This is a genomic window from Celeribacter sp. SCSIO 80788 (assembly GCF_051054295.1).
Taxonomy (GTDB): Bacteria; Pseudomonadota; Alphaproteobacteria; order Rhodobacterales; family Rhodobacteraceae; genus Celeribacter.
On the sequence record NZ_CP150482.1, the window covers coordinates 3,273,664 to 3,300,580 of the forward strand.

The 26,917-nt window shown below is 60.2% G+C and carries 30 protein-coding genes; 16 read left to right on the top strand and 14 right to left on the bottom strand.

Translation table 11 applies throughout. From position 1 onward, the window contains the following. Window position 1: 1 nt before the first annotated feature. Window positions 2-1,000: a polyprenyl synthetase family protein gene (locus tag V1471_RS16500; protein ID WP_434290169.1), complete on the bottom strand. Its 999-nt coding sequence runs from the start codon at window positions 998-1,000 to the stop codon at window positions 2-4. Between the two features lie 50 nt (window positions 1,001-1,050). Here V1471_RS16500 and V1471_RS16505 point away from each other — a divergent pair, with 50 nt between their 5' ends. The 3 genes from V1471_RS16505 (at window position 1,051) to V1471_RS16515 (ending at window position 2,328) form a co-directional block, all read left to right on the top strand. Beyond that, window positions 1,051-1,269 carry a DUF2007 domain-containing protein gene (locus V1471_RS16505; RefSeq protein WP_434290171.1) on the top strand — a complete coding sequence of 73 codons (219 nt, stop codon included), beginning with the start codon at window positions 1,051-1,053 and terminating at the stop codon, window positions 1,267-1,269. Further along, window positions 1,266-2,027 carry a tRNA1(Val) (adenine(37)-N6)-methyltransferase gene (locus V1471_RS16510; protein WP_434290173.1) on the top strand — a complete coding sequence of 254 codons (762 nt, stop codon included), beginning with the start codon at window positions 1,266-1,268 and terminating at the stop codon, window positions 2,025-2,027. Before V1471_RS16505 ends, V1471_RS16510 begins: the two co-directional genes overlap by 4 nt. A gap of 133 nt (window positions 2,028-2,160) precedes the next feature. Continuing rightward, window positions 2,161-2,328: a YdcH family protein gene (locus V1471_RS16515; protein WP_434290176.1), complete on the top strand. Its 168-nt coding sequence runs from the start codon at window positions 2,161-2,163 to the stop codon at window positions 2,326-2,328. A gap of 9 nt (window positions 2,329-2,337) precedes the next feature. Here V1471_RS16515 and yddG read toward each other — a convergent pair whose 3' ends face one another. The 4 genes from yddG to V1471_RS16535 form a co-directional block, all read right to left on the bottom strand. After that, window positions 2,338-3,201, bottom strand: a complete 864-nt coding sequence (gene yddG, locus V1471_RS16520; protein ID WP_434290178.1) for an aromatic amino acid exporter YddG — start codon at window positions 3,199-3,201, stop codon at window positions 2,338-2,340. Between the two features lie 85 nt (window positions 3,202-3,286). Then, window positions 3,287-4,009, bottom strand: coding sequence for an acetoacetyl-CoA reductase (gene phbB, locus V1471_RS16525; RefSeq protein WP_434290179.1), 723 nt, complete (start codon window positions 4,007-4,009; stop codon window positions 3,287-3,289). A 140-nt stretch (window positions 4,010-4,149) separates the two neighbouring features. Next, window positions 4,150-5,325, bottom strand: coding sequence for an acetyl-CoA C-acetyltransferase (locus V1471_RS16530; protein ID WP_434290181.1), 1,176 nt, complete (start codon window positions 5,323-5,325; stop codon window positions 4,150-4,152). A gap of 152 nt (window positions 5,326-5,477) precedes the next feature. After that, window positions 5,478-6,305 carry an EAL domain-containing protein gene (locus V1471_RS16535; protein ID WP_434290183.1) on the bottom strand — a complete coding sequence of 276 codons (828 nt, stop codon included), beginning with the start codon at window positions 6,303-6,305 and terminating at the stop codon, window positions 5,478-5,480. Between the two features lie 343 nt (window positions 6,306-6,648). On the opposite strand from V1471_RS16535, the gene V1471_RS16540 reads away from it, so the two are divergent. After that, window positions 6,649-7,944 (top strand): PAS domain-containing protein, encoded by a 1,296-nt coding sequence (locus tag V1471_RS16540; RefSeq protein WP_434290185.1) that lies wholly within the window; start codon window positions 6,649-6,651, stop codon window positions 7,942-7,944. Here V1471_RS16540 and V1471_RS16545 read toward each other — a convergent pair. Further along, window positions 7,895-8,509, bottom strand: coding sequence for a TlpA disulfide reductase family protein (locus V1471_RS16545; RefSeq protein ID WP_434290187.1), 615 nt, complete (start codon window positions 8,507-8,509; stop codon window positions 7,895-7,897). The two genes, V1471_RS16540 and V1471_RS16545, sit on opposite strands and share 50 nt — an antisense overlap. 13 nt (window positions 8,510-8,522) lie before the next feature. Here V1471_RS16545 and argH point away from each other — a divergent pair, with 13 nt between their 5' ends. From argH to V1471_RS16565, 4 genes are read left to right on the top strand one after another with little or no spacing between them, the layout of a single operon-like run. Next, window positions 8,523-9,914, top strand: a complete 1,392-nt coding sequence (gene argH / locus V1471_RS16550; protein WP_434290189.1) for an argininosuccinate lyase — start codon at window positions 8,523-8,525, stop codon at window positions 9,912-9,914. Beyond that, window positions 9,911-10,078 (top strand): hypothetical protein, encoded by a 168-nt coding sequence (locus V1471_RS16555; RefSeq protein ID WP_434290191.1) that lies wholly within the window; start codon window positions 9,911-9,913, stop codon window positions 10,076-10,078. Before argH ends, V1471_RS16555 begins: the two co-directional genes overlap by 4 nt. Window positions 10,079-10,129: 51 nt before the next feature. After that, window positions 10,130-11,395, top strand: coding sequence for a diaminopimelate decarboxylase (gene lysA, locus V1471_RS16560; protein ID WP_434290193.1), 1,266 nt, complete (start codon window positions 10,130-10,132; stop codon window positions 11,393-11,395). 44 nt (window positions 11,396-11,439) lie between these two features. Further along, complete coding sequence (locus tag V1471_RS16565) at window positions 11,440-13,953, top strand: DUF4175 domain-containing protein (protein WP_434290195.1); 2,514 nt, start codon at window positions 11,440-11,442, stop codon at window positions 13,951-13,953. A gap of 13 nt (window positions 13,954-13,966) precedes the next feature. Here the strand turns inward: V1471_RS16565 and V1471_RS16570 are convergent, their stop codons facing one another. Continuing rightward, window positions 13,967-14,986 carry a zinc-ribbon domain-containing protein gene (locus V1471_RS16570; RefSeq protein ID WP_434290197.1) on the bottom strand — a complete coding sequence of 340 codons (1,020 nt, stop codon included), beginning with the start codon at window positions 14,984-14,986 and terminating at the stop codon, window positions 13,967-13,969. A 165-nt stretch (window positions 14,987-15,151) separates the two neighbouring features. Between V1471_RS16570 and V1471_RS16575 the strand changes: the two genes are divergently transcribed. From V1471_RS16575 to V1471_RS16590, 4 genes are read left to right on the top strand one after another with little or no spacing between them, the layout of a single operon-like run. Further along, complete coding sequence (locus tag V1471_RS16575; RefSeq protein WP_434290199.1) at window positions 15,152-15,823, top strand: cell division ATP-binding protein FtsE; 672 nt, start codon at window positions 15,152-15,154, stop codon at window positions 15,821-15,823. Further along, a complete protein-coding gene (locus V1471_RS16580) occupies window positions 15,820-16,719 on the top strand; it encodes a cell division protein FtsX (RefSeq protein WP_434290201.1) in 900 nt (299 codons plus the stop codon). Before V1471_RS16575 ends, V1471_RS16580 begins: the two co-directional genes overlap by 4 nt. Then, a complete protein-coding gene (locus tag V1471_RS16585; RefSeq protein WP_434290203.1) occupies window positions 16,719-17,459 on the top strand; it encodes a lysophospholipid acyltransferase family protein in 741 nt (246 codons plus the stop codon). The genes V1471_RS16580 and V1471_RS16585 overlap by 1 nt, the downstream gene beginning before the upstream one ends. Before the next feature lie 41 nt (window positions 17,460-17,500). Then, entirely contained in the window at window positions 17,501-18,106 is a 606-nt protein-coding gene (locus V1471_RS16590) for a pyridoxamine 5'-phosphate oxidase family protein (RefSeq protein ID WP_434290205.1), read from the top strand. 60 nt (window positions 18,107-18,166) lie between these two features. Here V1471_RS16590 and V1471_RS16595 read toward each other — a convergent pair whose 3' ends face one another. Continuing rightward, on the bottom strand, window positions 18,167-19,129 hold the full coding sequence (locus V1471_RS16595; RefSeq protein WP_434290207.1) for an acetyl-CoA carboxylase carboxyltransferase subunit alpha: 963 nt from the start codon (window positions 19,127-19,129) through the stop codon (window positions 18,167-18,169). A gap of 129 nt (window positions 19,130-19,258) precedes the next feature. Here V1471_RS16595 and V1471_RS16600 point away from each other — a divergent pair, with 129 nt between their 5' ends. Continuing rightward, on the top strand, window positions 19,259-20,098 hold the full coding sequence (locus V1471_RS16600; RefSeq protein ID WP_434290208.1) for an AraC family transcriptional regulator: 840 nt from the start codon (window positions 19,259-19,261) through the stop codon (window positions 20,096-20,098). A 109-nt stretch (window positions 20,099-20,207) separates the two neighbouring features. Here V1471_RS16600 and V1471_RS16605 read toward each other — a convergent pair whose 3' ends face one another. Continuing rightward, on the bottom strand, window positions 20,208-21,167 hold the full coding sequence (locus tag V1471_RS16605; protein ID WP_434290210.1) for an L-malyl-CoA/beta-methylmalyl-CoA lyase: 960 nt from the start codon (window positions 21,165-21,167) through the stop codon (window positions 20,208-20,210). 354 nt (window positions 21,168-21,521) lie between these two features. Here V1471_RS16605 and dgcN point away from each other — a divergent pair, with 354 nt between their 5' ends. From dgcN to V1471_RS16620, 3 genes are read left to right on the top strand one after another with little or no spacing between them, the layout of a single operon-like run. Beyond that, on the top strand, window positions 21,522-22,523 hold the full coding sequence (dgcN, locus tag V1471_RS16610; RefSeq protein WP_434290212.1) for an N-acetyltransferase DgcN: 1,002 nt from the start codon (window positions 21,522-21,524) through the stop codon (window positions 22,521-22,523). Between the two features lie 24 nt (window positions 22,524-22,547). After that, on the top strand, window positions 22,548-23,516 hold the full coding sequence (gene dgcA / locus V1471_RS16615; RefSeq protein WP_434290214.1) for an N-acetyl-D-Glu racemase DgcA: 969 nt from the start codon (window positions 22,548-22,550) through the stop codon (window positions 23,514-23,516). Between the two features lie 20 nt (window positions 23,517-23,536). Next, entirely contained in the window at window positions 23,537-24,397 is an 861-nt protein-coding gene (locus tag V1471_RS16620) for a D-amino-acid transaminase (RefSeq protein ID WP_434290215.1), read from the top strand. A 50-nt stretch (window positions 24,398-24,447) separates the two neighbouring features. On the opposite strand, the gene V1471_RS16625 is transcribed toward V1471_RS16620, so the two are convergent. The 5 genes from V1471_RS16625 to V1471_RS16645 are packed head-to-tail and all read right to left on the bottom strand — an operon-like array spanning window position 24,448 to window position 26,911. Continuing rightward, window positions 24,448-24,843 carry a hypothetical protein gene (locus V1471_RS16625; protein WP_434290216.1) on the bottom strand — a complete coding sequence of 132 codons (396 nt, stop codon included), beginning with the start codon at window positions 24,841-24,843 and terminating at the stop codon, window positions 24,448-24,450. After that, complete coding sequence (locus V1471_RS16630) at window positions 24,833-25,462, bottom strand: DUF5671 domain-containing protein (RefSeq protein ID WP_434290218.1); 630 nt, start codon at window positions 25,460-25,462, stop codon at window positions 24,833-24,835. Before V1471_RS16630 ends, V1471_RS16625 begins: the two co-directional genes overlap by 11 nt. Beyond that, entirely contained in the window at window positions 25,459-25,779 is a 321-nt protein-coding gene (locus V1471_RS16635; protein ID WP_434290961.1) for a DUF1244 domain-containing protein, read from the bottom strand. Before V1471_RS16635 ends, V1471_RS16630 begins: the two co-directional genes overlap by 4 nt. A gap of 12 nt (window positions 25,780-25,791) precedes the next feature. After that, complete coding sequence (locus V1471_RS16640) at window positions 25,792-26,136, bottom strand: 5-carboxymethyl-2-hydroxymuconate Delta-isomerase (RefSeq protein ID WP_434290220.1); 345 nt, start codon at window positions 26,134-26,136, stop codon at window positions 25,792-25,794. A gap of 1 nt (window position 26,137) precedes the next feature. Then, window positions 26,138-26,911 (bottom strand): N-formylglutamate amidohydrolase, encoded by a 774-nt coding sequence (locus tag V1471_RS16645; protein ID WP_434290222.1) that lies wholly within the window; start codon window positions 26,909-26,911, stop codon window positions 26,138-26,140. Between the last annotated feature and the right edge of the window lie 6 nt (window positions 26,912-26,917).

Sequence of the window (26,917 nt, forward strand, 5' to 3'; positions counted from 1 at the left end):
CTCAGCGCAGGCGCGCGACCACGTAATCGGCAATGTCGGAGAGCATCTCCACGATCTCGCCCTCAGGTAGAGCGGACAGCGCGGCTTTCGCCTTGTCTGCCCAGTCGAGCGCAATCACGCGGGTTTCTTCCAGAGCGTCGTGCTTGTTCAAAAGCGCGATGGCGTGTTCCAGATCGCCTTCGTCCTGCTTGCCCTTTTCGATGGTTTTCACCCAGAAGGCGCGCTCTTCCGCATCGGCCTTTGCCACCGCCTTGATCAGCGGCAGGGTCAGCTTGCGTTCGCGGAAATCGTCGCCGACATTCTTTCCGGTCTGCTCGGAGCCCCAGTAATCCAGAAGGTCATCGACGATCTGGAAGGAAATCCCAAGCGCATCGCCATAGTCGAACAGTGCTTTGACCACCGTTTCGTCGGCCCCGGCCAGAACGCCACCGACCTCGGTCGCGGCGGCGAACAAAGCGGCGGTCTTGCCGCGCACCACCTGGATATAGATGGCTTCGTCGGTCTTCAAATCCTGAGCAGCGGTGAGTTGCAGCACTTCGCCTTCAGCAATCGTCGCAGAAGCGTTCGACAGGATGCGCAGCACGCGCATGTTGTCGGCATCGGTCATCAACTGGAACGAGCGGGCAAAAAGATAATCGCCGACCAGAACCGAAGATTTGTTGTCCCACAGAAGGTTCGCCGTCGGCCGCCCGCGCCGCTGGGCGCTCTCATCCACTACGTCGTCATGCAAAAGCGTGGCGGTGTGGATGAACTCCACCGTGGCGGCGAGGTGAATGTGATAGGGGCCGCTGTAACCGCAGGCCTTGGCGGCAGCCAGCGTCAGCATCGGGCGCAGTCGCTTGCCACCGGCCTCGATCAGATGCGCGGTTACCTCGGGGATGCGCGGCGCATGTTCCGACGACATCCGCTCCCGGATCAGCGCGTTGACGGCCTCAAGTTCGGGCGCCAGAGCGGCGGCCAGTCTTTCATGCGGCTTCACGGCGGCTTTATCCAGTCCCATGGGACCTCCTCGGCTCGACAAACCTTTCGGTCTGTACTTTAATCATCGCGATGAAACAGCTTCTGCGCACCACCGACCCCACCCAGATCGTCTACGCCAAAGCGCTCTTGTCCGGAGAGGATATAGACTGCTTTGAAATGGACGTCCATATGAGCGTCCTCGAAGGCAGCATCGGCATATTGCCGCGCCGCCTTATGGTGCGCGATGACGATCTCGCGCAGGCCCGGCGTATCCTCAAGGACAATGATTTCGAGCTGGAGGATCTGTGAGCGGATCTTCTGAGCTGAGCCGCGATGCGTTTTTGGGCGGGCGGTTGCAGATTTATCAACCGCGCAAGGGTTATCGCGCCGGGGTCGATCCGGTGCTTTTGGCGGCAGCCACACCTGCATCTCCCGGTCAGTCCGTTCTGGAGCTTGGCTGCGGGGGCGGGGTTGCGTCCTTCTGCCTCGCTGCGCGCGTGGCGGGGCTGTCGCTCGCCGGGGTCGAAGTGCAGGGCTTCTATGCCGATCTCGCGCGCCGCAATGCCGTTGAGAACGGCATGGAGATGAAGGTGTTCGAAGCAGATCTGCGTCACCTGCCTGGTGCGGTGAAAGAGCAGACCTTCGATCACGTCATCGCCAATCCGCCCTATTACGAACGTCATCGCTCGACGCCCGCTGAGGATGTCGGGCGTGATGTGGCGCTCGCAGGAGAAACACCGCTTGTCGATTGGATCGACACAGCGACGCGGCGGCTTAAACCCAAGGGTTATCTGACGATGATCCAGAAAGCCGATCGTCTGCCGGATATGCTGGCCGCCTGTGACAACCGCCTCGGCTCGCTGCGTGTTCGTCCGGTTCAGCCGCGTTCGGGGCGTGCGGCGGAGCTCGTGATCCTTCAGGCGCGCAAGGGTGGACGGGCTGCTTTTGTCTTGGAAGAACCGCTTGTGATGCATGAGGGCGTGTCACATAAGCACGATGGCGACGATTACACCTCTCAGGTCGTCAAGATTTTGCGAGGCGGCGATGCCTTGCCATGGTCCGGCTGAGATTTGGCGATATTTCGCAAAAGCTAATATTCTGGTCACTTTGTTTCAAAACAAAGCAGTGACACGACTCGGATTCTATGGTGCACTTGTCACACAGCTTTTACATGGCTGACACACTCAGAGAGGAGAAAACATGAGCTTGACGTCCCATATCCAGGAACTGAAGAAAAAGCACCAATCCCTCTCGGAGGCCGTTGAACATGCCCAGCGTTCGCCCGGCGCCGATGGCCTTCGGATCGCAGATCTGAAAAAACAGAAACTCCGCATCAAAGAAGAAATCGCACGCCTCAGCGCCGCCTGACGCGTCAGATCACCCGGTTTGGCGGCTTTGATAAGCGGCCAGACCGGCCCCGAGCATGATCAGCCCGGCCGAGAGCAAAAGCGTCAGACGCGGCTCCGTCATTCCGGCAAGGATCAGAGCCAGAGTGGACAGCAGTGGCGCGGCATAGGATGCCGTTCCCAAAAGCTGAATATCCCCTTTCTTCATCCCCATATCCCAGAGATAGAACGCTCCGCCCGCAGGCCCGAGACCCAGCGCGATGATCGCGCCCCAACCTGACATGCTGTCAGGCCATGCGGTTTGTTCGAACGCCAGATGGGTGACGAAAGACAGTGCGGCCGCCAAGAGACAGAACACAGTGACCGAGGCCGTGGTAACATGGCCGATCCGACGCGAAATCACCGAATAGCTGGCCCATGTAAAGGCAGCCCCAAGCGCCAGGAGATATCCGAGTGCGGCCTCTCCAGTGAAGGATGTGCCACGTGCTACGACCAGAAGCGCGCCGACGAGCGCGAGGACTGCGCCGAGGATGTGCAGCGGGCGCAGGCGTTCTCCGGGCAGGAGCCCGGAAAACAGCACGATCAACAACGGCCAGAGATAATTGATCAACCCGGCCTCGGCGGGAGGGGCCAGACGCAGGGAGGAGAAGTAGAGGAAATGATAGCCGAAAATCCCGACGGTCCCGAAGGCATAGACCAGAGGCGAGACGCCTCGTAGCTCATGCCAGGCGTTGTTCTTCGCGATCCAAAACAGGCCGATCACACCGCCAATGGCAAAACTCACCGCGTTGAGTTGCAACGCAGGAACCGGGTTGCTTGCGACGGTGAAAAGCGCGAGCAGGGCCCAGAGAAGGACGGCGAGAAAACCGATGAAGGTGGCGGATTTGCGTGTCATGGCGCGATTAAGCCTGAGTTGCGGCGCTCCGCAATAGAAAAGGGTCGCCGAAACGGCGACCCTCGTTTTGCGATCTTGCACAGACTCAGGTGAGGTATTGCCCACCGTTCGCGGTGATGGTCGAGCCGGTGATGAACCCCGCATCATCGGAAGCAAGGAAGACCACGCAGCGTGCGATGTCTTCCGGTTCGCCGAGACGCCCCACCGGAATCGTCGCGATGATCGATTCGCGGACTTTCTCCGGAACGGCCATGACCATTTCGGTGGCAACATAGCCCGGACAGATCACGTTTACGGTGATGCCCGCGCGCGCGCCTTCCTGGGCCAGTGCTTTGGTGAAACCGATGTCACCGGCCTTGGCGGCGGAGTAGTTCGCCTGACCGAACTGGCCTTTCTGACCGTTGATCGAGCTGATGTTGATCACGCGCCCAAACTTGCGGTCACGCATGCCCGTCCAGAGCGGATGGGTCATGTTGAACACGCCCGACAGGTTGGTATCCATGACCTGCTGCCACTGCTCGCGGGTCATTTTGTGGAACGGCGCATCGCGGGTGATGCCGGCGTTGTTCACAAGCACGTCGATCGGGCCAAGTTCGGCCTCAACCTTGGCGATGCCTTCGACGCAGGCATCGTAATCGGCCACGGACCATTTGTAGGTCTTGATGCCGGTTTCTTCGGTGAACTTCGCGGCGGCCTCGTCATTGCCCGCATAGTTGGCGGCGACGGTATAGCCCGCAGCTTGCAAGGCTTTGGCGATGGCGGCGCCGATGCCGCGCGATCCGCCGGTCACAAGAGCGACTCTGGACATGATACTCCTCCTTATCAATCCTATGCTTGTAATCTTGTTATCTATAATATTCTGCATCCGCAACAATATTGCTATGCGAATGCAGAAAATCTTTGCGGCGAGATGAAAGATCAGAGGCGGGGGCTATCCCCGCCTGCGGATCAATCGCGCTCAACGCAGACCGCAACCCCCATGCCGCCGCCGATGCAGAGCGTGGCGAGGCCCTTTTTCGCATCGCGGCGGACCATCTCGAACAGCAGCGTGTTGAGGATGCGGGCGCCGGAGGCCCCGATGGGGTGACCGATGGCAATCGCACCGCCGTTGACGTTCACAATCGCCGGATCCCAACCCATGTCTTTGTTCACAGCGCAGGCCTGTGCAGCAAATGCTTCGTTGGCTTCGACGAGATCGAGGTCGGAGGCTTTCCAACCGGCTTTCGCCAGCGCCTTTTGCGAGGCAAAGATCGGGCCTGCGCCCATGATCGACGGGTCGAGGCCAACGGTGGCGTAGGACGCGATGCGTGCCATCGGGGCGATCCCGCGTTTCGCGGCATTCTCGGCGGACATCAGAAGCACACCGGCGGCGCCATCGTTGATGCCGGAGGCGTTGCCAGCCGTGACGGAGCCGTCCTTGTCGAAGGCCGGGCGCAATTTCTGCATGGCTTCGATGGTGGCGCCGTGACGGATGTATTCGTCTTGATCCACGACGATGTCGCCTTTGCGGGTTTTCACCGTGAAGGGCACGATCTCGTCAGCGAATTTCCCGGCCTTTTGCGCGGCCTCAGCTTTGTTCTGGGAGGCAAGAGCGAATTCGTCCTGCATCTCGCGAGAAATCTCCCACTGATTGGCGACGTTCTCGGCAGTGATCCCCATGTGGTAGCCATTGAAGGCGTCCCAGAGGCCATCTTTGATCATCGAATCGATGAATTTCATGTCGCCCATCTTGTGACCCGCACGCAGGTTGGCGACATGGGGGGACATGGACATGTTTTCCTGACCGCCGGCGCAGACGATGTCGGCATCCCCGAGGAGAATGTGTTGGGCGGCCAAAGCAACGGTGCGCAGACCGGAGCCACAGACCTGATTGATGCTCCAGGCGGCGGACTCGATCGGCAGACCGGCTTTGATATGGGCCTGACGGGCGGGGTTTTGACCCTGACCGGCGGTCAGGACCTGGCCGAGGATGGTTTCCGACACTTCGGCTTTTTCAATTCCGGCACGTTCCACGAGGGCTTCGAGCACACAGGCGCCGAGATCGTGCGCGGGGGTGTTGGCGAAGGCCCCGGAAAAGCTGCCGACGGCGGTCCGTGCTGCGGATGCGATAACGACATTGGTCATGATGATAATCTCTCTCCCATTTTGGTTATGGGGAGATTGCCCAAAGCCCGCAATATTTGCAACAAAGTTGCTCGCTCCCCATTAGAAGCTCTATGCCGCGTTTGCAGCATTTTCAACCATCAAGCGAACTCTGAGACGCTTTGCCGCCGATATCAGACAGCTTTTTTGCGGCTGTCGCGATTGCGCCAGACCGGATCGATTGTCGCGGCGCCGAAATAATGCCCCTGCATGCAGTCGATTCCAATCTCGGTCAGATATTCCGCATCGGCGGCGTTCTCAACGAATTCGGCCACAGTATACATGTCGAAATGCTTCGCCACGGCGACGAGCGCCTGTGTCAGCACCTGATTGTCGGGGCAGGAGGCGATGCCACGGATGAACTCTCCGTCGATTTTTACCATGTCGAAATAGAAGTCCTTGAGATAGCGGAAGGCGGTGTAACCCGCCCCGAAATCGTCCAGAGCAAAAGAAATTCCCATGGCCTGGAGTTCGGACATGAAAACGGAGACAAGATCGGGCATCACCATGGCCGAGCTTTCGGTGATCTCGAGAATCAGCCGTTCCGCGATTGTCTGGTCCTTATGTAGACCGGTTGTCAGGGTTTCTTTCCAACGAGGATAGCCGATGGACCGCGCGGACATGTTGATCGCGAGACGTAAATCCTTGTACTCATTCAGCGCCTTAAGGCCGAGTTCCAGCGCAAGACAGTCGAGCTGTCGTCCGGTTTCCGTCGTTTCAGCCACGTTGATGAACTCGCGGGCGGGAATCACACGGCCGCTTTGATCCAGCACACGGATCAGCCCCTCGTAAAAGGCGGGCCGGTCGGGGCGAAGGGTCTGAACGATGGGTTGGTAGGCGAGCATCACCTGCTTCTTGCGAAGCGCCTCCTGAACCATTTCCATCGTATGACGGTCCCGGTTGGCAACCGCCACAGAGAGCGGGCTTCCGAATTCATTGTTGTCATAGCCAGAATCGATCATCCCGTCACCTTGTCTCGCTTTGGTCGTGCGAGGGGTACTTTCGCGTGCTTGGGATAACGGCGGGTAAATTGGCGAATTCATCAAAAAGGAGAGTAAAAATAACATCAATTTGCCAAAGTCATGTTTCCTCGAACGTTTTTGCAAGGCGAGCTTTTTTTGGCATCTGATCGCAAGGATTTATGGAGAATTATATATTCTTTCCGTCTGTGACATATGGTTAGGGGTCTTTCGTATGTGACCCGCCACGGGAACCGTCTGAAATTTTCAAATGGACGACACAGATTAACCAGATCGCAATCTCACTCTGTTCAACTGCAGTCAAATGGACAGAACAGGACTTGCGATGACGCTCCAATATTCCGATGCGCGTATTGCGGAGAAGGCCGATGAAGCGGTTTTCGACATCGAAGAACTCTTTTTTTCCCGCACCGACGAGCGTGGGGTGATTGCGGCGGGAAATGAAGTGTTCCGCCGGATTTCCGGTTATTCATGGGACGAACTGGTGGGGGCCCCGCACAAGATCATCCGGCATTCGGATATGCCCAAGGGGGTATTCTACATCCTTTGGGAGCGCATCAAGAAGGGGCTCGCCACGGGAGCCTATGTGAAGAACCGCGCCAAGGACGGACGATATTACTGGGTTTATGCCGTTGTCTCCCCGATTGAGGGAGGCTTTGTCTCGGTTCGGATGAAACCGAGCTCGGCGGCGTTGGAAGGCGCAAAGGCAGCCTACAAGGCTTTTCTGAAATTTGAAAAGGAACAGGGGCTGAGCCCGGAGGAAAGCGCTGCGGCCATTCGCGCCAGGCTGAAGGAACTCGGTTTCCCAAGTTATGGCGCCTATAGTTCCTATGCCATCGCGCAGGAAATGAGTGCCCGTGACGCTGCCTTGTCACGAATGGAAGATGGGCGTTTGCGCAGCTTGAAGGAGTTGTTGCCGACCTTGCTTGAACTCGACAAGGAGCAACAGGCGTTGTTTGCGGCCTTCGCGAAAATTCGTGGAATCCCGTCGAATATGCGAATCGTCGCCTCACGGCTGGAACCGGCGGGCGGACCGATTTCGGCGATTTCGCAAAATTATCGTCTTATGTCCGACGAGGTCACCAATCATCTGGGCGGATTTCGGGTCGACAACGGGACCCGCAACCTGTCCGAATCCGTGATGCTGCGGGTTTACAAGGGGCTGTTTATGATGGCGGCCTCCCGTTTGCAGCGCGAGGTCAAGGAGGTCTCTCTGGCCGCCCTTGGTAAACATACGGAGCTGGACGGGTTTCAGACGGAAGTGGATATTCTGACCATCATGCTCGACGACTACATGATCGAATCGGGATCGGTTCTCGTGTCGGTATTCAACGATGTCACGGCGCTGACGCGATCTGCAAAGGACTTGCGCCAGCTTGTCACGGGGCTCGATTCGATCCGTGTGCTATGCCGCGTCGAGGCCGGGCGTCTGGGTGCCCAATCGGCCTCCCTCATGCCGGTGATCAATCAACTCGATACGTTCCATATCGAGATCGATGCCACTTTGGAGCGGATCATGTCGCTGGCCGAGCGGATCAGGGCGCTGGTCGAGGCGGCCATGCCGCGCACCTTCAATGGTTCTCTGCACCATCATTCTGCGAGGGGAGGCCTGTCGCGCTGAGCGCATAGGAACTGAGCAGTTCGGTGACGATGTTCTGTGCGGAGGGGGAAAACCATTCCGCATCCCCTGTCATGCGGGCGATTTCCTTACCGTCTGGCGAGATCAGGATCGAAACAGGCAGGCCAAGCACGCCCATGTCACGGGCCATGGCGCCTTTGCCATCCATCCTGAGCGGCAGCGACTGAATCTCCGCTTTTTCATAGAAGGACCGGATCGCCGGAAGCGGGTTATGCCCGGTCGCCACGGGCAACACCACCAGCCCCTGATTTCCATAGGTGGAGGAGAGCTGATCAAGGGCAGGCATCTCTTTGCGACAGGGGGCGCACCATGTGGCCCAGAAGTTCAATAGCACGAGCTTGCCCTGATAATCGGAAAGGACCTCTTCCACGCCTTCCGCGGTGGTGAAGGGCAGGGTGCTGACGTCCTTCGGCTCTTCGTGAAAGCCGAGTTTTTGCAGGCTGCCTTCACGCAGCGCCGCAGCCGCGCTCAGGTCCATTGCGGTGGCGGGAATTGCACCGAGGCTCAGGGCCGTATAAAGGGTGGCGGCAATCAGCTTTTTCAACATGCGGGACACGTCCATGACCGATAAGAAATCCAACGCGATGTGGGGCGGGCGCTTCGCCGCCGGACCCGACGCCATCATGGAAGCCATCAATGCCTCCATCGATTTCGACAAGCGGCTGGCATCCCAGGACATCGCAGGCTCACGTGCCCATGCGGCGATGCTCGCCAAACAGGGCATCCTTACCGATACCGATGCCGAGGCCATTCGGGAAGGCCTGCTCACGGTTTTGTCAGAGATCGAGCGCGGCGAGTTCGTGTTTTCGACCGCTCTTGAAGACATCCACATGAATGTCGAGTCGCGTCTCAAGGAGATCATCGGCGATGCCGCTGGCCGTCTGCACACGGCGCGCTCGCGCAACGATCAGGTGGCGACCGATTTCAAACTCTGGGTGCGCGATCAGATCGACGGTGCGGTTTCCGGGCTCGAGGCGCTGATCCGCGCGCTTATTGCGCAGGCGGAAAAAGGGGCGGATTGGGTGATGCCGGGCTTCACCCACCTGCAAACCGCGCAACCCGTGACCTGGGGCCATCACATGATGGCCTATGTCGAGATGTTCGGTCGCGATATGTCGCGCTTCAAGGACGCCCGTGTGCGGATGAACGAAAGCCCGCTGGGCTCTGCGGCTCTCGCAGGCACAGGTTTCCCGATCGACCGTCACATGACCGCAGAAGCGCTGGGCTTTGATCGGCCGACGGCGAACTCGCTCGATGCCGTGGCGGATCGTGATTTCGCGCTGGAATTCCTGTCCTGCGCCTCGATCTGCGCCATGCACCTGTCGCGTTTCGCCGAAGAATTGGTGATCTGGTCCTCGGCGCAATTCCGGTTCGTGGCGTTGTCGGACCGGTTCTCCACCGGTTCCTCGATCATGCCGCAAAAGAAAAACCCCGATGCCGCCGAGCTGATCCGCGCTAAAATTGGTCGCATCTTCGGCGCGAACGTGGCGTTGATGACGGTGATGAAAGGTCTGCCCTTGGCCTATTCCAAGGATATGCAGGAAGACAAGGAACAGGTGTTCGACGCCGCCGACAACCTGATGCTGGCGCTGGCCGCGATGACCGGGATGGTGTCGGACATGACCGCCAAGGTCGACAATCTGCGTGCCGCCGCGGCCTCCGGATTTTCGACGGCGACCGATCTCGCCGACTGGCTGGTGCGCGAAGCCGGGCTGCCGTTCCGCGATGCCCACCATGTCACTGGTGCGCTGGTCGCCATGGCCGAAAAGAAAGGTGTCGATCTGCCGGATTTGAGCCTTGAGGAAATGAAATCCGTTCACGAAGCGATCACCGAAGGGGTTTACGACGTCTTGACGGTTGAAAACTCGGTCGCTTCGCGCACAAGCTACGGGGGAACCGCGCCCGCGCAGGTGCGTGCGCAGATCGCCCGTTGGAAAGAGGTGCTCGGATGAAACGCGTTGTTGTGACTTTGCTGCTGTTGGCCGGGCTGGCCGCCTGTGGCGTGAATGGTGAGCCGGTGGCACCTGAGGTGGGGGTGTCGACCACTGTGGGGGTGAACTCCCGCGCCGGGGCCTATACCGACACGGCGATCAACATCCACTTCCCGGCGAACTGATTTTCGAGACCTGATCCGGGGCGTGCGTGCCCCTGAAAGTGAAAGACCCAGATGGACCATTTCCTCTACAAAGACGGCGTGCTCCATGCCGAAGACGTGGCCGTGAGCGATATTGCAGCGCAGGTTGGGACGCCGTTCTACGTCTATTCCACCGCGACGCTGACCCGGCATTTCAAATTGTTCGATGACGCGCTGTCCGGCATGGATCATCTCGTCTGTTTCGCGATGAAATCGAACTCCAACCTCGCGGTGCTCAAGCTGATGTGCGAGCTGGGCGCCGGGGTCGATGTGGTTTCCATCGGCGAATATCTCAAGGCGAAGGCGGCGGGTTTCCCCGGCACGCGCATTGTATTCTCGGGCGTTGGCAAGACGCGTGAAGAAATGCGTATCGCGCTCGAAGGCGGCATTCGCCAGTTCAACGTCGAAAGCGAGCCGGAGCTTCAGGCCCTCAACGAGGTGGCTGTCTCGCTTGGCGTGAAAGCCCCCATCGCTCTGCGGGTGAACCCGGATGTGGATGCGAAAACCCACGCGAAGATCGCGACGGGCAAGTCGGAGAACAAGTTCGGAATTCCGATTGCCACCTGTCGCGACGTGTACAAGTGCGCGGGCGAGATGCCGGGCATCGACGTGATCGGCATCGACGTGCATATCGGGTCGCAACTCACCCAGCTTGAGCCGTTCGAGTTGGCCTTCACCAAGGTCGCCGAACTGACCGAAGCGCTGCGGGCCGATGGTCATGACATCCGCCGTCTCGATCTGGGCGGCGGGCTTGGCATTCCTTACGAACGCTCGAATTCTGCGCCGCCGCTGCCGGTGGAATATACCGACGTGATCCGGCGCACAGTCGGGCATCTCGGTTGCGAGATCGAGATCGAGCCGGGGCGGCTGATCTCCGGCAACGCCGGGATCATGGTCTCCTCCGTGATCTATCTCAAACATGGCGAAGGTCGTGATTTCCTTATCGTCGATGCGGCGATGAACGACCTCGTGCGGCCTTCGATGTATGACGCCTATCACGACATTATTCCGGTGACGGAGCCCGAGGCCGGAGAGGATCAGACCCCGATGGACATCGTCGGCCCGGTTTGTGAAACCGGCGACACCTTTGCCAAGGCGCGCAACATGCCCGGTCTCGGCGAGGGCGATCTCGTCGCGTTCCGCTCGGCGGGCGCTTATGGCGCGGTGATGGCCTCGGAGTACAATTCCCGGCCGCTCATTCCTGAGGTCCTGGTGAAAGGCGATCAATTCGCTGTCATTCGGAAACGTCCGAGCTTTGACGAGATGATAAACCGCGATACCATCCCTGCGTGGCTCTGAGCGCGGATCATCCCGATACGCACCCGAAGCCTCGGGCGAGACGTATGGAATTTGACCGACAGCTCCGAGACAGCCTTGACCAGAGCCTTGCCCGGCGGCTGAGGCTCGCGTTGAGCTTGACCGGGGCGGGGTTGGTCTTTGAGCGGTTCGGAACGGCATTTTGGCCGTTGTTTTCGCTGATCGCGTTCACGTTGGGTATCTCCATGCTCGGCGTGCAGGATGCCTTGCCTCTTTGGGGGCTTTGGCTTTGCGTTGCGGGTTTTGCGCTCACGTCGCTTTGGGCGCTGATCCATGGCCTGCGCCGCCTGCATTTGCCGAGCGCGTCGGAGACCATGTCGCGGGTCGATGCGGACCTGCCGGGGCGTCCGTTGCAAGCGCTCTGCGATACGCCGTTGATCGGGGCCGGTGATGCTGCTTCCGAAGCGATCTGGCGCGCGCATCGCCGTCGCATGGTGGAACGTTTGCGTGATGTACATGCCATCGCGCCGATGCTGCGACTGTCCTCCGCAGACCCGTTTGCGTTGCGCCTCATCGCGCTGACAACGCTGGCTATGGGGCTTGTGTTCGGCTCGTTCGAGAAAGCCGGGAGCTTGGGGGATCTGGGGGAGGACGGATCGGAGATCGCCATTGGCCCCACATGGGAAGGCTGGGTGCGCCCACCCGCCTATGCTGGCAAGCCGACGCTGTATCTCGGCGATCTCGATGCCGAATTCGAGGTGCCGAAAGGTTCCGACGTGACGCTGCGGTTCTACGGCGAGGGCGGAGCGCTGACGCTACGCGAAACCGTCTCCGGCGATGACAATATGAGCCTGCACGATTTCATGATCCGGCAGGCGGGAGAAATCGAGATCGACGGTCCGACAGGTCGGCTGTGGGATGTGGCGCTGCAACCGGATCAGCCTCCCATAGCGGAACTCATCGGCCCGATGACCCGCGCGCCCTCGGGCGAGGCGCGTCAGGAATTTCGCCTGCGTGATGATTTCGGTGTAACACGCGCGGAACTGACGATCTCCCGCGACCCGGAGGTGGTTGAGAAGCGCTATGGTTTCGCCCTGCCGCCCGAGCCGCGCGAGGCAGTCACCTTGCCGGTGATATTGCCGCAAACCGGCGATCGCGTGGAGATCGAGGGGATGATTGCCGAAAATCTCGCCGAGCATCCGTTTGCAGGACTGCCAGTCAAGCTGAGCCTCACGGCTTGGGACGCGGCAGGGCAGGAAAGCGCTGCGGCTCTGGGGCAGACGATCCTGCCGACCCGGCGGTTTTTCGATCCTTTGGCCGCGGCTATCGTGGATCAGCGCCGCGAGCTTCTGTGGAACCGCGAGAATGCTGCGCGTACCGCACAGGTGCTGCGTGCCGTGTCGGTCAACCCGACCGAGATGTTCGATGAGATGGCGACCTATTTTCGTCTGCGCGAGGCCATCGGTCAGATCGAAGGGCGCGCGGGGCGGCTGAGCGATGAACAGCTCGACACCATCGCCACGAACCTCTGGGACATTGCGCTGGAACTGGAAGACGGGCAGCTCAAAGAAGCGCTCGCGCGGCTGCACCGGGCGCAGGAACGCCTCTCGCAGGCCATGCGCGATGGGGCGACGCCGGAAGAGATCGAACGCTTGATGCAGGAGCTGCGCGAGGCCACTCGCGATTACATGCAGCAACTGGCCGAACAGCAGGGCGAGGATGGTGACGACACCGATATGCCCGACCAAGGTCAGGATCAGGGGCAACAGATCACCCAGGACCAATTGCAACAACTGATGGACCGGATACAGGAGCTGATGGAGCAGGGGCGCATGGCCGAGGCACAGCAGCTCATGGATATGCTTGCCGAAATGTTAGAAAACATGCGTGTCACGAAAGGCGAGGGCCAAGGCGGTCAGGGACAGCAAGGCATGCAGGGCCTTCAGGATATGCTGCGCGACCAGCAACAACTCAACGACGATACGTTCTCGGATCTGCAGGAACAGTTCGGGGGGGACGGCCAGCCAGAGGAGCAGCTCGGCGAGGGGGGCGAAGGTCAACAGCAAGGCGGTCAACAGCAACCGGGCGATGGCCAAAACGAACAGTCGCTTTCAGAGCGTCAGCAAGCCCTGCGAGATCAGCTGCAACGCCAGCGCGGCAGTATTCCCGGTGGGCAAGGTGAAGGGGAGGATGGTGTCGGCGGAGCCCTTGAGCGGGCGGATCGCGCGATGGAGGAGGCCGAAGGCGCGCTGCGCGAGGGCGATCTGAACGGTGCGCTGGGGCGGCAGGCCGAGGCAATGGAGGCGTTGCGCGAAGGCATGCGTCGTCTGGGCGAACAAGAGGCGCAGAACCAACAAAATCAGGACGGCCAACAGGGCGAAGCCGGAGGCCAGTCCGGCAATGATGCGGCCCGGCGTGATCCGCTCGGGCGCAAACCCGGCGATGCTGGTCGTTTCGGCAGCGATGACGAGTTCTATGAGGGCGAAGATGTTTATCGCCGGGCGGAAGAGCTTTTGGACGAAATCCGGCGACGGTCCGGCGAACAACAACGTCAGGCGGAAGAACGGGATTACCTCAACCGCCTGCTGGATCAGTTCTGAGTCAATTGACGTTTCAGGAGTTCAACTGACCGAGCAAGGCGTTGAGCCGCACGCTCGCCGAAGACAATAGTCGGTCGAGCCAGACGCGGAACGCGTTGGCGGCTGTGACATAGCTTTCCATGACGCCTGCAAGTGCGGGGACTTTTTCCGCAATCACCGGAGCCAGAACGTAAAGCGCCACGAGCATGATGGCCGCAAGCACCAGGACGAGGAAGACGGAGCGGAAGCCGGAGCGTTCCGCACGGGCGCGGCGGGTGTCCTCGTCGGGAACGGTGCCGTCCTCATTGCGCTCGGACGATGCGCTGAGCGTCGAGTTGATTTCTTCGATGTCCGGCAAAAGATCTCGGCGCTTGCCGGTGGCGGCGGCGACGCTTCCGGCGACGATGCCGCTGTCGGCGGGATCGAGGCCCCGCAGCCGCGCCATGCGGTCGCGCAGGCTTTTCTTGGCGCTGTCCTGTGCCGGTTCTTCCAGCCCGAGGTCGGGCTGGGTTTCAAGTGTTTCTCCCTGCGACTGACGCATGGCCTGATCGAACTCGACCTCGGCGCGCAGGATGTCACGCACGCTGTCCTTGAGCGCAGAGCCGCTTTGGGCGGCAGGGCGGGCTTCAGTTTCCTCTTCTTCCGGTTCTGCGGCTGTGTCTTCGGTTTCGAAAACGGGCAGTATTTCAGTGGGTTCGGGCCTCACCTCTGCGACCTCCCCCCCGGTGGTCTCTCTGACCGGCTCCGGGACGTGCAGATCTTCTACGGGTTCTGCGGATTCACTCTCTTCGATTGCGACGGAGGTTTCGAATTCAGGGGTCTCATCGAATTCCGGGACAACGCTCTCGGTCTCTTCCGTCTCGACATGACCCGGAGTCGGGTCCTCATGCGGAAGCTCATAGCCCAGCTCTTCGGCCAGCTCCTGATCGAGATGCGCCGGACGTTGGAACCAGGTGTGGCCGCAGTTCGAGCACTGAACATCCCGGCCCGTGTCGGGGATGACACGTGCATCGACCTCGTATTGAGCGCCACAATTGGGACAGATCAGCCGCATATTTTCCCCTGCCACCGAGACATTATGCGCATGGAACCGCGCGATTTTCCGCAATTCTTAACGCACATGTGCGAATTGTCCATGTTTTTGCGACAGTTGGATTGAAAGCTTTTGACCGGTGAGGCAAAACTGTCGCGAATACATAGGGGTTCGCAGAGGTGCCGTGTGATCGAGTTTCATGATGCTGGCTACGGCTACGGGGGGCGTGAGCTTCTGACCGAGATGTCCCTGACGCTGGCGCCGGGGTCTTTTCATTTCCTGACCGGGCCTTCCGGGACGGGCAAGACAACCTTTCTCAAGCTGTGCTATCGCGAGTTGCAGGCGACTGCCGGGCGGGTCTCGATCTTTGGCGAGGATACGCGGGGGATGGGGCGCGACGAGGTTGCGCTTTTGCGTCGGCGCATCGGTGTGGTGCATCAGGATTGTCAATTCCTCGATCATCTGAGCGTTGCGGAAAACGTCGCTCTGCCGCTGACTGTCTCCGGCCAGCCGCGCGATGATGGAGATCTTTTCGATCTTCTGGCCTGGGTCGGGTTGTCGGAACAGCTTCAGGCCCGTCCGCCCGAACTGTCCGGGGGCGAGCGTCAGCGGGCGGCATTGGCGCGCGCGGTCATCATGTCGCCCGATGTGATTCTGGCCGACGAACCCACCGGCAACGTCGATTGGGAAATGTCGCTGCGGCTTCTGCAATTGCTTATTGAACTCAATCGGATGGGCAAGACCGTGGTGATTGCCACACACGACCTGCATCTGATCCGTCAGGCCAAATCTCAGGTCGCGGCCCGGGTGCTGCGCATCTCCAATCGGCGGATTCAACAATCGGGGGCGGACCTGTGAAAACCATTCTACTGCCCTTCCTCAATTTCAGTGAAAACGCCTCCGGGCGCGTGGTGCCGCCGTCGGGCTTCACGGCGCAACTGACTGTGATCACCTCTGCCGCCATGGCGTTTCTGGCCGTCTTCGCTCTGGCGCTGTCGATGGCGACCGGACGTCTGGCGGAGCGCTGGGGCAACGAGCTGGCGCGCGGCTCGACCCTGCGCATTTCCGCTCCCGCCGAGCAGATCGATGCGCAGGTCGCCGCCGCGCTCAAGGTGCTTGAGACCACGCCGGGCGTGGCTGAGGCGCGGTTGCTGACGGCAGAGGAGGAAACGGGGCTTCTGGAGCCGTGGTTCGGTCCCGATCTGCCGCTCGATACCCTGCCCTTGCCCGCGCTGATCGATGTGCAGGAAACGCCCGAGGGCTTTGATGCCGAGGGATTGCGCCTTCGTCTGGCGGGCGAAGCGCCTGGCGCAGTGCTCGACGATCACAGCCGCTGGCGCAAGCCCTTGCTGCGTGCGGCCGAGCGTCTGCGGCTTTTGGGCGTGGTGTCTCTGATCCTGATCGCGGGTGTCACTGGGGGGATGATCACGCTGGCGGCCAATGCGGCCCTTGCGGCCAATGGTCAGGTGATCCGGACCCTGCGGCTCGTCGGGGCCACTGACCGCTTCATTGCGGGCGCTTTCGTGCGACGCTTTACCCTGCGGGGGCTGAGCGGCGCGCTCATCGGAACCTTCCTCGGCATGATTGCGGTCGCTCTTCTTCCGAGCGCGGATGAGGTCGGAAGTTTCCTTACCGGTCTGGGCTTTGTCGGCGCACAATGGTTCTGGCCGCTGACGATCCCGGTCCTGGCTGCGCTTGTGGCCTTTGGCGCTACCCGTGTCGCGGCCAATCAAACGCTTCGGAGGTTGATGTGATGCCCTTTCCGATCCAGTGGCTTCTCTCGCTGATTTTCGTGATCCAGATGTATCTGGCCATGGTGGTCCTCGCGATTGTCTTCACGCCGCTCGCAATGATCAAACGCGACTGGGCCTTCAAGGCGGCACATACCTATTGTCATTGGGTGCGCTTTTCCGCGCGCGTCATCGTCGGGCTGAAATCCGAAATTCGAGGCGAGGTGCCGACCGATGAGGTCCTGATCGGGGCCAAGCACCAGAGCTTTTTCGACATCATCCTGATCGTCTCCGCCGTGCCACGACCGAAATTCATTATGAAGAAGCAACTCGTCTGGGCGCCCATCGTCGGCTACTACGCCAAGCGCATCGGCTGTGTTGCGGTGGATCGTGGTAAGCGCGGCATGGCGATCAAGAAGATGATCGCGGATGTGAGATCCGGTGCGGCTCTGCCCGGCCAGTTGATCATCTTTCCGCAAGGGACCCGTGTCGCCGCCGGTGCCCATCTGCCCTACAAAATCGGCACGGGGGTGCTGTATGAGCAGACCGGGCAGGATCTCGTGCCCGCCGCCACCAATGTCGGTGTGTTCTGGCCGCGTCACGGCATTTATCGTGGTCGCGGTACGGCAGTGGTCGAATTCCTGCCGCGCATTGCTGCGGGCCGCGACATGAAAGCGGTCATGGCCGAGCTGGAAGAGGTGGTGGAAAGCGCTTCCGACCGTCTCATGACCGACGCCGGTTTCAAACTGCCGCCAAATGTCTGAGTGTCATCTTGGCGTGATCTTGTGTGGCTAAGGCGAGCGATATGAAACAGGTGACCGAGATTTCCGAACTGGAAGCCCTTTATGGTGCTCCGGGCGCTGCCGCGACAGAAAAGGTCGCGCGCCGCATGACGCCGGAGTTTCGGCTTTGGCTTGGGCGGTGCCGCCTTTGTATCCTCTCCACCGTCGGCCCCGAAGGCACGGATGCCTCGCCGCGCGGCGACAAGGAGCCTGTGCTGCGGGAGCTTGATCCCGGCACGCTGGCGCTGCCCGACTGGGCGGGGAACAACCGGATCGACAGCCTTCGCAACATCGTGCGCGACCCGCGCGCTTCGCTCATGCTTTTTGTATCCGGCTCCAACAACGTGGTGCGGATCAATGGGCGGGCTTTTGTCACGCTGGACGACGAATTGCGCCGGTCCTTCGAGGTGAATGGCAAACATCCGCGGTCTGTCATCGTCTTTGAAATTGCCGAGATCTATACGCAATGCGCTCGTGCCCTGATGCGCGCCGGGCTTTGGGACGGGCGGGACGACAGTGACGGGCTTCCGAGCGTCGGAGATATTCTCGCAGCCCTCACCGAGGGTCGGGTTGGCGGCAAGGCCTATGACGAGGAATGGCCGGAGCGCGCCGCAAAGAGCATGTGGTGACGAAAAAAGGCCGCGCTGTCGCACGGCCTCTGTTTCCTTTGCGCCTGAAATACTCAAATCTCAGGCGGCAAGTCCCTTGGATCCCATGTCGAGGAACTTCTTGCGACGTTCCTTCACGATGGTCTCCGGCTTTTTCTTTTTCATCGGCGTGAGCATCGCCTCGATGGCCTTGCCCACGGCGGCAATCGCTGCCTCGCGGTCGCGTTGCGCGCCGCCCAGAGGTTCCGGGATGATCTGGTCGATCACGCCAAGCTTGTGCAGGTCTTGCGCGGTGAGGCGCAGCGCTTCGGCAGCCTCGCGCATTTTCTCCGCGTCCTTCCAGAGGATGGAGGCGCAGCCCTCCGGCGAAATCACCGAGTAGACCGAATGCTCCAGCATCGCGACCTTGTTGGCGGAGGCAAAGGCCACCGCGCCGCCGGAGCCGCCCTCGCCGATGATGACGGAGATCATCGGCACCTTGAGGTTGAGACATTTCGCGGTGGATTGCGCGATTGCTTCCGACTGGCCGCGCTCTTCCGCGCCTTTGCCGGGATAGGCGCCGGGCGTGTCCACCAGCGCGATGACCGGGAGGCCAAAACGGTCGGCGAGATCCATAAGGCGAATGGCCTTGCGATAGCCTTCGGGGCGCGCCATGCCGAAATTGCGCTCGATGCGGGATTTCGTGTCATTGCCCTTTTCCTGACCGATCACCACCACAGGCTGGTCATTGAAACGCGCAAGCCCGCCCATGACAGCGTGATCGTCGGCAAAGTTGCGGTCCCCGGCAAGTGGTGTGTATTCGGTGAACAGCGTCTCGATATAATCTTTGCAGTGCGGTCGGTCGGGGTGCCGTGCGACCTGACATTTGCGCCAGGGCGTCAGACCTTTGTAGAGGTCTTTCAGCATATCGGCCGCTTTTTTGTCGAGTGCCGCTGCTTCTTTCTCGACATCCATTTCCTCGTTGGCCCGTGCCAGAGCGCGCAGCTCTTCGGCTTTGCCCTCGATCTCGGCGAGCGGTTTTTCGAATTCGAGATAGTGAGTCATACGGACCTCCGAACGGTTTCGACCCCGTATATGGCTATTTTCCGCACGGGGTGCAACTCAGCAAGATTTGTGATCTGCTGAAACGATATGTCTCTGGTCGAGGATATGTTGAAAGGACCAAGGGGTTATATGACGCGGCACGCTTATGAAGATCGTCTCTTGCGGGTGTTGGATCACGTTTACGCCCATCTCGATGGCGATTTGTCGCTCGATACGCTTGCGGATGTTGCCGCCTTGTCGCGTTTCCATTTTCACCGGGTGTTTTCGGGCATGACCGGCGAGACAGTGGCGGGGTTCATCCGGCGGGTGCGGCTGTTCAAGGCCTCGCATCTGTTGGTGCGCACCGATGACGAAATCGAACAGATCGCCCTGATATGCGGCTATCCCAATCCGCGCAGTTTCGCCCGCGCCTTTCAAGATGCCTTTGGCCTGACGCCCACCGCCTTTCGCGCGCGCGGCGTCGAGATGCCGCCTCTGCGGCTTAATGAAAAAGGAGACTACGTTATGTATGAGATCACGACCGAAGACCGCGCGGCAGCCTCTTTCGCAGGAGTCGCGCACAAAGGCGATTACATGGAGATCGGACAGGCGTTCGAAGTGGCCGCGAAAACGATGCTGTCGCGAGGGATGGGGCCGGCGCTTGGGTCGATGGTGGGGGTGTATTTTTCTAATCCCGGTGAGGTGCCGGTTGAGGAGATGCAGAGCATGGCCGGATTTATTCTGACCGCAGAGGTCGATCTTGCCCCGCCGCTCGAAGCCTATGCGTTGAGCGGTGGTCGCTATGCCGTGTTGCGCCATGTCGGGGCTTATCCGGGGTTGCGTCAGGCCTATGACTATCTCTACGGCAAATGGTTGCCCGAAAGTGGCGAGGAGCCGCGCGATGGGCCGCCGTTTGAAATCTATGAAAACACGCCAATGGACACAGCGCCTGAGGATTTGGTGACACTGATCTGTGCGCCGATCCTTTGAGACCACCGATCTGAAGCCTCCGATCCTCTGAAACGAAAGCGCCCCGGAACCGAAATCCCGGGGCGCCTTTCCTCAACGGTCGCCTCCTCCAAACGACCGGAGGGAAGTCTTAGCTGTTTGCGATCAGTTCGGATTGCGCGACGATGACCTGCGCTTGTTTGATCGAGGCGATGTCGACGAGACGGCCTTTGTAGACGGTCGCACCCGCGCCGGAGGCTTTGGCCTCTTCCATGGCGGCAAGGATTTCACGCGCCTCTGCGACGGCCTCCTCGGACGGGGTGAACACCTCATTGGCCAGAGCGATCTGTTTCGGATGGATCGCCCATTTGCCGACCATGCCGAGCGTGGCCGAGCGTCGCGCCTGTGCGCGATAGCCTTCGTCATCGGAGAAATCGCCAAACGGCCCGTCGACCGGCAGAATGCCATGGGTGCGACAGGCGGCGACGATGGCGGCCTGCGCCCAGTGCCACGGATCGGAATAATGCCGGGTGCCGGCATGGAGCATATAATAATTCTCCTGCGTGCCGCCGATGCCGGTGGTTTGCATCCCCATCGAGGCCGCGAAATCCGCCGCCCCAAGGCTCATGGCCACAAGCCGCGGAGAGCTGGCTGCGATGGCTTCGACATGAGCGATGCCGGCGGCGGATTCGATGATCACCTCGAAGTCGATTTTCTTCGTGCGGCCCTTGGCGCGTTCGATCGCGGTCACGAGCGCGTCGACGGCATAGATGTCCTCGGCGCAGCCCACTTTCGGGATCATGATCTGGTCGAGGCGCTCCCCCGCCTGTTCCAGAAGATCCACGACATCGCGATACCAATACGGCGTGTCGAGCGAGTTGATCCGCACGGCGAGGGTCTTTTTGCCCCAGTCAATCGTGTTGATCGCCTCAATGATATTGGCGCGCGCCGCGTCCTTGTCCGAAGGCGCAACCGAATCTTCGAGATCGAGATTGATGACATCCGCCTCAGAGGCCGCCATTTTGGGGAACAGCTTGGTGTTCGATCCGGGGCCGAAAAGCTGGCAACGGTTCGGGCGTTCGGCGGGGGCGGGCTGAAGGCGGAAGGACATCCAATCTCCTCCTGATAAGGATGTTACGATTTTTTCAGATATGTTGTTATTATCTTGCGCGCTGTGTCGCAAGAGGGATTCTGCGCCGCGGCGCTGGCGAAATCGGGGCCGGAAAAATCGCTCATCGCAAGAACAGATCAATAATAGAACTTGGGTTGCAGTCTCAGTGTCCCGAAAATTTTACTTAAGAAAGTTTTTAAACTGCTCAATTTGCAATCAATGCGAAAATATCACCGATTTTTTAAAATAAATCGGGATATTCTCCCATTCCGTCAGTCCCTCTGACGCAAATTCCGCAGCACCTTGCGACGAATCTCGGGCACTGTTTCACAAACGCAACCGGAGTGCTGCACCATGATCGAAACCCCGTATCTTCTCTTCCTCGGCGACGCCCCTGACCAATTGGCTGCGAAAGTGGCGCAAGGCATCAAGGACTGGCGCCCCGAATTTGCCCTCGGCCAGTTCCGCATGGAAGGCTGCAAGGCCGATATGAAACTGCCCGACATGGACCTGAAAGCGGCCAAAGCCGCCGGTGCGAAAACGCTGGTGATCGGTGTTGCGAACCGTGGCGGGATCATCAGCCCGGCTTGGAAAAAGGTTCTGATCGACGCGCTCGAAGAGGGTTTCGATATTGCCTCCGGCCTGCACAACCTGCTGCGCGATGAAGAAGATCTCGCCGCCGTTGCGAAAACCTTCGGTCGCACGCTGCATGACGTCCGCGTGCCCTCCGTCAAATACCCCATCGCCAACGGCATCAAACGGACCGGCAAGCGTTGCCTTGCGGTCGGCACAGACTGTTCCGTGGGTAAAATGTATACCGCCCTCGCGATGGACAAATCCATGCGCGAAAAGGGCATGAAATCCACTTTCCGTGCTACGGGCCAGACCGGCATTCTGATCACCGGCGACGGTGTGCCGCTCGATGCTGTGATTGCCGATTTCATGGCAGGCTCGATCGAATATCTGACGCCCGACAACGATGCGGATCACTGGGACCTGATCGAAGGTCAGGGCAGCCTGTTCCACGTTTCCTACTCGGGCGTGACTATGGCGCTGGTGCATGGCGGTCAGCCGGATGCGCTGGTTCTGTGCCATGAGCCGACCCGCGAGCATATGCGCGGCCTGCCGGGCTTCTCGCTGCCGTCGCTTGAGGCGCTGCGGGACACCGCGCTGAACCTTGCCAAAGTGGCGAACCCGGACTGCAAAGTCGTGGGGATTTCGATCAACACGCAACACTTCACCGAGGAAGAGGCGCTGGCCTATCTCGCCAAGGTCGAAGAGGAAATGGGCCTGCCGACCGTCGATCCGTTCCGTCAGGGTGCGGACCGTCTGGCCGACGCGCTCGCAACGCTCTAAGACGTACGGGACTCGGAGGGCCTCATGACCAAGCTGACCGTCACGCAAGAGAGCTTTCGTCTCGCGGAAGTCTTCACCATTTCCCGCGGATCGCGCACGGAGGCCAAGGTGGTCACGGTGCGCGCCACCGATGGGGTGCATGAAGGCTGGGGCGAATGCGTGCCCTATGCGCGCTATGGCGAAAGTCTTGATAGTGTGACGGCGCAGATCGAGGACCTTCCTGAAAACATCACGCGCGCGACGCTGCAAGAGGCGCTTGAGCCGGGTGCTGCGCGCAATGCGGTCGACTGTGCGCTTTGGGATCTGGCGGCGAAACAGGCGGGCAAGCGGGTGTGGGACATGCTGGACCTGCCCGCCCCGATCCCGATGATCACCGCCTATACGCTGTCGCTTGCGTCTCCCGAAGAGATGCAGGCCTCCGCTGCCAAACATGCGCACCGGCCTTTGTTGAAAATCAAACTCGGCACGCCCGATGACATGGCCCGCCTCGAAGCGGTCCGTCGCGGGGCGCCGAAATCCGATATCATCGTCGATGCCAACGAGGGTTGGAGCGCTGAGGTCTATGCCGATCTCGCGCCGCATCTGGTGCGGCTTGGCGTCAAACTTGTGGAACAACCCATGCCTGCCGGGCAGGATGACATGTTGGCGGAGATTGAGAGACCCCTTCCGGTCTGCGCCGACGAATCCTGTCACGACCGGGCGAGCCTGCCGGATCTCAAGGGCAAGTACGATGTGATCAACATCAAACTCGACAAGACCGGCGGGCTCACCGAGGCTTTGGAACTGCGCAAAGCGGCCCGCGCCGAAGGCTATGGTGTGATGGTCGGCTGCATGGTTGGGACGTCTTTGGCGATGGCACCCGCCGTGATCGTCGCGCAAGGCGCGCGCGTGGTGGACCTTGACGGGCCTTTGCTTTTGGCGGAAGACCGTGCCGAGCCTTTGAAATACGACGCGGACGGGGTACACCCGCCGGCGCGCGCCCTCTGGGGCTGATGTCATTTAAGGAGAATGAAATGACCCGCACCGTCTATGTGAACGGCGAGTACCTGCCGGAAACCGAAGCCAAAGTGTCGATTTTCGACCGCGGGTTCCTGATGGGCGATGCCGTCTACGAGGTGACCTCGGTTCTGGATGGCAAGCTGATCGACTTTGAAGGTCACAAGAACCGTCTCGAACGTTCGCTGAAAGAGCTGGACATGACCGCGCCGGTCACGATGGACGAGCTTCTGGAAATTCACCGCAAACTGGTTGAGCTCAACGAGATCGACGAGGGTGGCGTGTACCTGCAAATCTCCCGTGGTGCCGATGACGACCGGGCGTTCGAATACCCCGATCCGGCGAAAGTCAAACCGACGCTGGTGCTCTTCACCCAGAAGAAGAACCTGCGCAACTCCGCCTCCGCCGACAAGGGCTATAAGGTGATTTCCATCGAGGAAATGCGCTGGGCCCGCCGCGACATCAAGACCGTGCAACTCCTGGGCGCATCCATGGCGAAAATGGCGGCGCACAAGGTCGGCTGCGATGACGCGTGGTTCGTCGAGGACGGCTATGTGACCGAGGGCAGCTCGAACAACGCCTATATCGTCAAGGACGGCAAGATCATCACCCGTCAGCTGTCGAACAAGCTTCTGGCCGGGATCACCCGCGCCGCCGTGCTGCGCTTTGCCGCCGAGGCCCAGATGCAGATCGAAGAGCGCCTCTTCACTATCGAAGAAGCACAAGCCGCCGACGAGGCCTTCTCCACCTCCGCCACCGCTTTCGTTCAGCCGATCGTCGAAATCGACGGGGCGACGCTGGGCGATGGCAAACCGGGTCCGGTGGCCAAACGCCTGCGCGAGATTTACCTCGAAGAGGCGATGAAACTCGCGGTGTAAACCGGGGTTCCATTTGGAATGAAAAGGCCCGCTCAGCGGGCCTTTTTTCGTTAGTCGATCTTGCCGCTCAGACAGCCCTCATCGCTGATGTCCGTCCGACGTTGCCGTTTGCGCAGCGCGTCGACGTTTTCGAAACTGGCGCAAATCTGGTAGGTGCCGTCGTCCTGCGGCAGGTAGCGATAGCCCTCGCTGGGCAAGAGAGCGTCGTCGCTCAGGTGGATCGAACAGGTCACCGTATCCGCGATCTCGGTGGGCAGGGCCGTGTTGCCGTCGGCGCGGGCGAGGCAGATGAGCTGGCTCTGATACGCGATCAGGTCGCGATAGCGCTGATCGTCGCGTTGCTCGACCCGCCCGCTTTCCGGACCGCCGACGGTCAGGAAACCCGCGATGAGGACGACCGCCACAAGGGCGGTGAGCGCGAGCTGTGGCCAGAGCTTAGTTTCCATCTTCAGCGTCCTTCATGGCGCCTTGGAAATAGCCAAACACCGTGCCAGCGACAGCCGCGACCAGGGCCAGTTCCGCGATGAATTGCGCGGTCAGATCGCCGTTCAACAGCGCATAAATCGCGCCAAGAAGATCGCCCAAAAGCGTGATCGAAGAGAAGAACAAGGCGATATAGCCGAACCATTTGCGCACGGCGGAGCGTTTGCGGCTTGGATCGCGCGCAAGGCCGCGGGCCTCCACACGTTGCATGATCATGAACAGCGGGAAGAAGACGATAAGCGCAGAGATCGACCAGCGGATCGAGCGGTTTCCCCAATAGGCGCGCTCTGCATCCGAGAACCAGCGTTCGATGAGATCAAACCCGAGATCGACGATGTGCCATGCGGTCATGCCAAGTGCGACGAACATCAGCGCGTAGAAAAACGCCTCTTTCGCGGACACATAGGGGCGCGGGCGGGGGATCGGTGGGGAAAACGGGCTGTCGGCCCATGTCGCAAGCGCGTCGTCTACCTCTGTCCTGGCCCAGCCCGCCTCCGAGAGCGCGCCCGCGATGTCGTCGCGGCTGCGGCCTGCGGTCAGGGCTTCGCGGACGAATTGTGCGAGCTGATCGGCGGGCTTCATTTTTGCTCCTCCGGCCCGACATTCTCGGCAAAGGCCTTGGTGAACGCCGCCTGTTTGGCGGCATCCGTCTCCGTCTGGTTCTGGGTTTTCCAGTCCTCATAGGGCATGCCGTAATAGAGCTCCCGCGCCTCGTCCTTGGTCATCTCGATTCCGCGCTCGGCGGCGGCTTCCTGGACCCAGCGCGACAGGCAATTGCGACAAAAACCTGCGAGATTCATCATGTCGATGTTCTGCACATCGGGACGTTTGGTCATGAGATGATCGCGCAGCGTGCGAAACGCGGCGGCTTCGATCTCAATCATGGTTTTGTCGTCAATCTCTTGCATCTGTTACCCTCTCACGCGTTTGGCATAAGCCACTTTATTCATATCCCGCACATCGACCGACAGGCTGCCGACCGTTGGCAGGATCTGATCCATCGCTTTCAACACGATATCGGACAGACGTGCTTTTGTCTCGTCGTCGCGACCTTCGAGCAGGTAAAGCGTCGCGTGGGCAAAGGTTGCGGGCTCCGTGCCGATCTTGAAAAACGGCTGCGGGCGAGCGCGAACTTTCAAAGCCGGAGCGTTGATTTCGACGTCTAAAATCAGAGTTTCAAATACGGTTTCGCAAAGTTGCGATATGTTGTGGCTCTGCTCTAAACCTTCGGCGAAATCGATGACGACATGGGGCATGTTACAATCCTGTCTCTGTCAGAGTGTCTTGAAGAAGCGGAGCGAGGAGCGCCGCCCAATGGGCTTGTTGCGCCGCAGTTTCGATCAGATCGGAGCGGATTTCGATCAAAAGATTGAGCCGCCCATGATGCAGCGCATGTCGATCGATGGCGTCACCGGGCAGGTGACCGTCATAGGGTTCGTTGTCGCCGATCATCAGCCGCTCGCCGATCTTTTCCGCCTCGGCGTGAAGCGCAGGAGAGGCTTCGAGCGCCTTGATCAACGGGGCGGTGAGGCGTGTGTCATAGGCCGCGAGAATGCCGATCTGCCACGGACGGCGGGGGCGGCCTTTCAGCTGGGGGGTAAAGCTGTGTATGGCGCAGATCACAACATCGTCCCGTTTTTGGCAGAGCGCCTCATAGGCCGTATGATAAGGCCGGTGAAACAGCGCCAGCCGCCGCTCGACTTCCGCATCATCGGCGTGCCGGTTGCGGGGAATGAGCGTGCCGTCATAGAGCTTCATCACCAAGGTCGGATCGTCTTCGCCCCGGTTCGGGTCGATCACGAGGCGGGAAAAATCGGTGTGAATCATCGGGCTGTCCAACAGGCGCCCGAGTTCGCGGCTGACGCCAAGCGCGCCGACATCATAGGCGATGTGGCGGGCCATATCGTCCGGGCTGATGCCAAGATCGGGTCCGATTTCCGGCGGCACACGGTTCGTCGCGTGATCGCAGGTGATAAGCCAGCGGCCCGGTCTGTCGGGGCCGTCGATATAAAAAGGGGGATGATCGGTCATTTTCGC